We start from the raw sequence: 6,272 nt of genomic DNA on the forward strand, positions 1-6,272 counted from the left end.
AGCCGCAAGAGCTTTTTACACGAAACAGGAAATTTTTTTGAAAAAGACATAATACATAAACAAATTCAATATGTTAGGCTTTGAAGAAGTGTTCTCGGGCCGGATTGAAAGCGGTGATCATTCTGCTCTGCGGCATAGCTAGGCCGACTCGCCCCACCAGATCTTGGGTTATCCCATGACTTATCCCCAGATTCTGGCATTCATGGGGTGAATCAGGTCAGGATCGGGCGACTCGCCTGCTCATCCAAAGCGCGCGCATTGCAACGACCGCCACTGCAAGCGACAGATAGAGAAGCGATTGAACGCTCCAGACTTTTTCCTGCATCACGAAGTGAAGCCCGCCCAAGACCACCGCCACATAAGACAAGCGATGTAGTTTGTGCCAACGAATACCCATCCGGCGGATGGCGGCCTTGGTCGAGGTCAGCGCGAGGGGCACCAGCAACAGGAATGCGATCATCCCGATGGTGATATAGGGCCGTTCCACAATATCCGCTGCGATCTGCCCCCAAAGAAAGGACATATCGAGTGCCAGCCAGGTCAGAAGGTGGAGACAGACATATCCGAAGCCGAGCAGCCCCAAGGCACGGCGAAACTTCAGCAGGTTCAACCCGACATAGCGGCGCAAAGGCGTAACCAGCAGCGCTGCAATCAGAAACTGAAGTGCAATGACGCCAAGTTCATGTTCCAGCGCTTCGACAGGCTCCACCCCCAGCCCGCCATTCACGCCGAGCCACAACAGCCAGGCGGCAGGCAGGAAGCCCAGGATATAGAGCGGCCATTCCGGCACACGGCGCAGGGTCTGGTTCAGCCAATCCATCATCATCTCATCCGCAGCAGGGGGTTCCCGCCTGGATAGGAGGACAGGGAACCGTTCCGTAAGAACAATAGACACAGCAATCGCCGGGCAGGGGTTTCAGCACCGCCCCGCAACCGCTGCATTGATAAAACCACTGGCAGGCATCCGTCGGCATCTGTTCCGCGCTGACATGTCCGCATTCCGGACAAGTCAACTCGGAGCTGAGCTGGATATCTGCCGATCCGGACATCAGAAGTATTCGGACAGGTCCATGCCCTCGTACATCGAGGCGACCTCTTCTTCGTAGCCGTTGAACATCAGCGTCGGGATACGCCGGGCAAACAGCCCGCCACCAACCCGGCGTTCGCTGGCCTGGGACCAACGGGGGTGATCCACCTCGGGGTTCACGTTGGAGTAGAACCCGTATTCGCGGCTGTTCTGCATGTTCCAGGTGGTGGGCGGTTCTTCATCTGTCAGGGTGATGCGGACGATCGACTTGATCGATTTGAACCCGTATTTCCACGGCACAACCAACCGGATTGGCGCGCCGTTCTGGTTGGGCATCGGTTCGCCATAGATGCCAGTCGCCATCAGGGTCAGCGGGTGCATTGCCTCATCCAGCCGCAGACCTTCGCGGTAGGGCCAGTTCAGGATCGGGCGGCGCTGACCCGGCATTTCCTCGGGGCGGACAAGCGTCTCGAACGCCACATATTGCGCGCTCTCCTGAACACCAACGCGATTGAGCAGATCTGCCAGTTCGAAGCCGTTCCACGGGATGACCATCGACCAGGCTTCGACACAGCGGAAGCGATAGATGCGTTCCTCGATGGTCATGCCGTCAAGGATTTCCGCAAGCGAATAGGTGCCGGGATTATCCACCATGCCGTCGATCTCGATCGACCACGGGTCCGTGGTCAGCATATGGGCATTTGCGGCGGGGTCGGTCTTGCCGGTGCCGAACTCGTAGAAATTGTTGTAGCTGGTGATCTCTTCCCAGGTATTGGGCTCCAGTGCCTCTTGCGCGCGGACCTGTCCACCGATCAGTCCGGCTCCCATCATGGCCCCTGCCCCTGCCATCATTTGACGGCGGTTCAAGAACAGACCCTTGGGCGTCACGTCCGCATGGGTCAGGTCGTTTTTCCAGCGATAGGCCATTGGGCTCCTCCTGTATTTGCTTGCTGCGACACTGCCAAAGAGATGGTGCTCAACAAAGCAAAAGCAGCTGGCCTCACGGCATTGTTGGAATGTCGTGACCGCGGGGAAAAACTTCGTGCATCGGGCGAGACGTGCCATCAGCCATCACCAAGCGTACATGGCGGCGGCGCATCAGGCGGGGCTCTGCGACCCCTACGGAATGGGCAATTGTCTCGACTTCCTTGATGATTCCCTTGGCATACCGCGCGACTCGATCTTCCTTCACCTCGACAACCAGCCCCTTCTGAAACCGCGGATTGTGGGTCGTGATCCCGGTCGGGCAGGTGTTTTTGTTACATTTCAGCGCCTGAATACAGCCCAGCGAAAACATGAAGCCGCGGGCAGATGTTACAAAATCTGCCCCCGCCGCCAGCGCCCAGGCCACGTCACCGGGGTTCACCAGCTTGCCCGAAGCCACCAGACGGATGCGATCCTTAAGCCCGTGCCGGTCGCGCAGGTCCGAGATCATCAACAGGCTTTCGCGGATCGACATACCGACCAGGTCCATCAGCGGCATGGGAGAGGCCCCGGTGCCGCCCTCTCCACCATCAAGCGTGATGAAATCCGGGGCGCTGTCTTCTCCGCGTTCGATGATCAGGCGGAAAAGGTCTTCGAACGGTTCAGACCCGCCCGCCACGGTCTTTATGCCAACGGGCTTGCCGGACACCTCGCGGATATGTCCGATCATATCTAGCAGGTCGCCCCAATCGTCGATCTCGATATGCCGATTTGGCGACAAGCTGTCCTGCCCTTGTTCAATCCCCCTGATCTGGGCAATCTCCGCCGTGATCTTCTCGGCCGGCAGGATGCCTCCCTTACCCGGCTTTGCCCCCTGCGCCAGTTTCAGCTCGAACATTTTAACCGCGTCATGGGCAGCCACCTCGCGCAGCTTGTCGTCATTGAGGCTGCCATCGGCATTGCGCACGCCATATTTCGCCGTCCCGATCTGAAAAACGATGTCGCACCCTCCCTCCAGATGATAGGGCGACAACGCCCCCTCGCCCGTGTTCATCCAGATCCCGGCCTTCTTCGCCCCCCGGCTAAGCGCCTGCACGGCAGGCTTGGAGATGGCGCCATAGCTCATACCCGAGATGTTGAAGAACGATGGTGCAAGGTAAGGGTGACGCGCCGTGGGGCCGATCAGCATTGGCTCTGTCAGAGCGTATTGATCATCCAAAGGCGGAAACGCAGCGTTCACGAAAATAGGTGTGCCCGGAATGGTGAGATCGCGCGTCGACCCGAAGGCCAGCGTGTTCGATCCGCCATCAGCAGCGTGATTTACCCAGTCCCGTTGCGCGCGGTTAAACGGCATCTCCTCGCGGTCCATGGCAAAGAAATACTGACTAAAGAAATCCCCCAAAGCGGTGAATAGCGACCGGAAGCGGCCAATGACCGGATAGTTGCGGCGGATCGCGTCATGGGTCTGGGTCCGGTCGTAGATCGCTAAGGCCAAAACAAGCAGCGACAAAAGCCCAACGATCAGCAGAAAGATCTGTGCCAGAAACTCTACCAGCGTGAACATGTCATCGCTCCTTTCTTGGGACTGCCTGCCGCCAACTGTGCCCCCGCACCTATCACTCTGCAATCGGCAAAGGTGGAAATCCGGGATTTGGGCACACGCCAGATCACATGCTGCCACGAAAACGTGACTGGAAATCGCAAAAGCCCGTGGCTTAGCGCAGCGCCGGTCTTCGGCAAGGTGTTTTTTGCAGATTTCCCAGTCATCCAACACACCAGACGAACCGTAGCCCTGTTCATAAATCAATGGATAGGAGATCCAGATATGATCCGTCGTACGTTTCTTGGCACCGCTGCCGCTGTAATCCTTTCCACCACCGCTTTCGCGGGTGGTCACTCCATGGACATCGTCGACACCGCCGTGGGCGCAGGCACGTTCAATACGCTCGTTGCCGCCGTTCAGGCCGCTGGCCTGGAAGACACCCTGCGTGGCGACGGCCCCTTCACCGTTTTCGCCCCCACGGATGAGGCCTTCGCAGCCCTGCCCGAGGGCACCGTCGAAACCCTGCTGATGGAGGAAAACCTCGATCAACTGGTGGCGATCCTCACCTATCACGTGGTTCCCGGCGCAGTTATGTCGGGCGATTTGTCTGACGGCATGATGCCCACGACAGTTCAGGGGGGCACCATTGAAATCGGCACAATGAACGGCGTGACCGTCAACGGCGCCAATGTGATCACCGCCGATATCGAAGCCTCGAACGGCGTGATCCATGTCATCGACGCGGTGATCCTGCCGTCGATGTAACAGCTCTGGCCCGCCCCCCAAAGGCGGGCCGTTTCCACTCCAGGGAGGACAGATACATGAACCGCCGTCAATTCATCACAACAACCGCGGGCGCAGCCGCTGCAATACTGGCCAGCCCCGCAATCCTTTCCGCGCAATCCGCGACCATCGTCGATCTGGCCGTTGCCACGCCCGACCTATCGACCCTTGTCACCGCCGTTCAGGCGGCGGGGCTTGTCGACACCCTGTCAGGTCCCGGCAACTTCACCGTTTTCGCCCCCACGAACCGCGCGTTCGAGCATCTGCCCCATGGCGTGCTGCAAGGGTTGCTGCATGACATCCCGGCGCTGACCAATGTGCTGACCTATCATGTGTCGGGCGCGTATTACCCGGCCTGCGATCCTCGGCCAACGGGGCCGCATTCCGACCGTTCAGGGCAGCTACATCCGCGCCAACGGTCAGGGTCATGGCGTGGTGCTGAACCATTCCGCAACCGTGACAACCGCCGATGTCATGGCCTCGAACGGGGTCGTGCATATCATCGACGCCGTCCTTCTGCCGAGCTGAGACCGTCCCCAACGGCTTACGGCAGAAAGAAGCGCCCCGAACTGTGTGGTGTTCGGGGCGCTTCAATCCGAGGCTACTCTATCACACGACGCACGCGACGACCGCCGCCCCTTAACACACGGCGTTCCGCCATGGATTGGCGCGCCCACATGGCCCCCAACAACAGTGTCAGCGACACCGCCAAACTGGTCAGCACGGATTTCGCAATCGTGGCTGCGCTTGCTGCAAAGACGAGCGGAACAGATGGGGTTGGCCCGTTCCAGATCATGACGCAGATAGCGAGATTTTCGGCATAGTCGAACGCGGCAGCGCCGAGCGAAAGCGCAACACCCGCGCGAACGAGTGTGCGATTTGGCAGTCGTTGCCCGATCCAACAGATCGCCCCCATCAACGTCAGTGCCAGCAACGCCGGATAAACCGTATCCAGTGGAATCTGATGCGACAGATAATAAGCCCGCCCATCCGCGCCTAACGCGCCAAGCAGCGTCAGGGCCTCCGCGTGGCTATAGCCCAATGGACGCATATCGAAGGGGATCAGCCCAGAAATCGCCTCGAGATGGGCGAGTGTGATATTGACCATGAGCAGATAGATGGAGGCACCCATCACCCCCAGGCCCACCGTGGCCGGCCCCAGATATCTTGCCCGGATTTTGTTTGTCATTTTGTAAACTCCTTGAACATGTGCCAGACATGCCCCTGGACGAAGACCCTCGCATTATCATTTGATAAGGCTCACCAAAATGGATCTACGGGCGTTTCTTACGCAATCTCCTGACCTGTCGGATGCGGCCTGCGCAGAGGATTTTGCCGACATCTGGACGCGCAGGCATCTGCTCAAGGGGGCGCATCTGGCCCGGCAGGAACAGCCCGAAACGGGCGAATTCATTCTTTTGGACGGACGACTTGTCAGCAGCATTTGCGATTCTGACGGCAAAGAGGTTTGCGTCGGGTTCTATGTGGGGCCCTGCGTTGTCACCCCAAACATTGCACGCACGCGCAGCGGCGCATCGCTCGTGTCGATCGTGGCGACAACCGATGCCACTCTTGCGCGGATCGACACTAACCGACTGTCAGATCTGATGATTGCGTCAGAACCCGTTCGCAACTGGGCCAATGGCATCCTGCGCGAGGCGCTCGGCCGAAAGGTTGATCGGGAATGGTGCCTTGCGGCGCTTGGCGGAGCTGACCGGCTGGAATGGTTCCGCTCCACCTTCCCCGGTTACGAAGACATCTTCACCCATTCGATGATTGCATCGTTTCTGGGGATCACACCCGTCACAATGAGCCGCCTGCGCACCGGAGACAGGCAAGGTTGATCACAGGACGTCCAAAAGAAAGGCCCCTCCGAAGCGGGGCCTTTTCAAAAGTCTGTTCAGTGCACCACGGCATCGTCCGGTAATGGGATGTACCGGCTGCTTCACCCAGCAGGTTAGGCTTGGCCTGTTTCACCTGCAGATAGGAGAAGTA

Annotated in this window: 8 protein-coding genes and 1 pseudogene; 4 read left to right on the top strand and 5 right to left on the bottom strand. The window is 58.8% G+C overall.

The features are described from left to right. Positions 1–217: 217 nt before the first annotated feature. The 4 genes from msrQ to ACROHD_RS20595 all read right to left on the bottom strand — a co-directional run bounded on the left by msrQ (position 218) and on the right by ACROHD_RS20595 (position 3,515). Positions 218–820 carry a protein-methionine-sulfoxide reductase heme-binding subunit MsrQ gene (msrQ, locus tag ACROHD_RS20580; RefSeq protein ID WP_432680321.1) on the bottom strand — a complete coding sequence of 201 codons (603 nt, stop codon included), beginning with the start codon at positions 818–820 and terminating at the stop codon, positions 218–220. A gap of 7 nt (positions 821–827) precedes the next feature. After that, positions 828–1,049, bottom strand: coding sequence for a GDCCVxC domain-containing (seleno)protein (locus tag ACROHD_RS20585; RefSeq protein WP_432680322.1), 222 nt, complete (start codon positions 1,047–1,049; stop codon positions 828–830). Next, on the bottom strand, positions 1,049–1,954 hold the full coding sequence (gene msrP / locus ACROHD_RS20590; protein ID WP_432680323.1) for a protein-methionine-sulfoxide reductase catalytic subunit MsrP: 906 nt from the start codon (positions 1,952–1,954) through the stop codon (positions 1,049–1,051). Before msrP ends, ACROHD_RS20585 begins: the two co-directional genes overlap by 1 nt. A 73-nt stretch (positions 1,955–2,027) precedes the next feature. Next, positions 2,028–3,515 (bottom strand): FMN-binding glutamate synthase family protein, encoded by a 1,488-nt coding sequence (locus ACROHD_RS20595; protein ID WP_432680324.1) that lies wholly within the window; start codon positions 3,513–3,515, stop codon positions 2,028–2,030. A 261-nt stretch (positions 3,516–3,776) separates the two neighbouring features. Between ACROHD_RS20595 and ACROHD_RS20600 the strand changes: the two genes are divergently transcribed. The 3 genes and pseudogenes from ACROHD_RS20600 to ACROHD_RS20610 all read left to right on the top strand — a co-directional run bounded on the left by ACROHD_RS20600 (position 3,777) and on the right by ACROHD_RS20610 (position 4,805). Then, on the top strand, positions 3,777–4,259 hold the full coding sequence (locus ACROHD_RS20600) for a fasciclin domain-containing protein (protein ID WP_432680325.1): 483 nt from the start codon (positions 3,777–3,779) through the stop codon (positions 4,257–4,259). A gap of 56 nt (positions 4,260–4,315) precedes the next feature. Beyond that, positions 4,316–4,582, top strand: a pseudogene (locus tag ACROHD_RS20605) (fasciclin domain-containing protein); the annotation flags it as partial. Between the two features lie 25 nt (positions 4,583–4,607). Then, the gene (locus tag ACROHD_RS20610; RefSeq protein ID WP_432680326.1) at positions 4,608–4,805 is read left to right on the top strand and encodes a fasciclin domain-containing protein; all 198 of its coding nucleotides are present in this window, start codon (positions 4,608–4,610) and stop codon (positions 4,803–4,805) included. A 73-nt stretch (positions 4,806–4,878) separates the two neighbouring features. On the opposite strand, the gene ACROHD_RS20615 is transcribed toward ACROHD_RS20610, so the two are convergent. Beyond that, positions 4,879–5,466 (bottom strand): hypothetical protein, encoded by a 588-nt coding sequence (locus ACROHD_RS20615; protein WP_432680327.1) that lies wholly within the window; start codon positions 5,464–5,466, stop codon positions 4,879–4,881. A 79-nt stretch (positions 5,467–5,545) separates the two neighbouring features. Between ACROHD_RS20615 and ACROHD_RS20620 the strand changes: the two genes are divergently transcribed. Then, entirely contained in the window at positions 5,546–6,121 is a 576-nt protein-coding gene (locus ACROHD_RS20620) for a Crp/Fnr family transcriptional regulator (RefSeq protein ID WP_432680328.1), read from the top strand. Positions 6,122–6,272: the final 151 nt, after the last annotated feature.

The sequence above is a fragment of the Nioella aestuarii genome, from assembly GCF_050896395.1.
Taxonomy (GTDB): Bacteria; Pseudomonadota; Alphaproteobacteria; order Rhodobacterales; family Rhodobacteraceae; genus Nioella; species Nioella aestuarii.

Coding starts and splice junctions, on each gene's coding strand:
- ACROHD_RS20615 (WP_432680327.1), bottom strand. CDS start 5,466: ATGACAAACAAAATCCGGGCAAGATATCTGGGGCCGGCCACGGTGGGC.
- msrQ (WP_432680321.1), bottom strand. CDS start 820: ATGGATTGGCTGAACCAGACCCTGCGCCGTGTGCCGGAATGGCCGCTC.
- ACROHD_RS20620 (WP_432680328.1), top strand. CDS start 5,546: ATGGATCTACGGGCGTTTCTTACGCAATCTCCTGACCTGTCGGATGCG.
- msrP (WP_432680323.1), bottom strand. CDS start 1,954: ATGGCCTATCGCTGGAAAAACGACCTGACCCATGCGGACGTGACGCCC.
- ACROHD_RS20610 (WP_432680326.1), top strand. CDS start 4,608: ATGTGTCGGGCGCGTATTACCCGGCCTGCGATCCTCGGCCAACGGGGC.
- ACROHD_RS20595 (WP_432680324.1), bottom strand. CDS start 3,515: ATGTTCACGCTGGTAGAGTTTCTGGCACAGATCTTTCTGCTGATCGTT.
- ACROHD_RS20585 (WP_432680322.1), bottom strand. CDS start 1,049: ATGTCCGGATCGGCAGATATCCAGCTCAGCTCCGAGTTGACTTGTCCG.
- ACROHD_RS20600 (WP_432680325.1), top strand. CDS start 3,777: ATGATCCGTCGTACGTTTCTTGGCACCGCTGCCGCTGTAATCCTTTCC.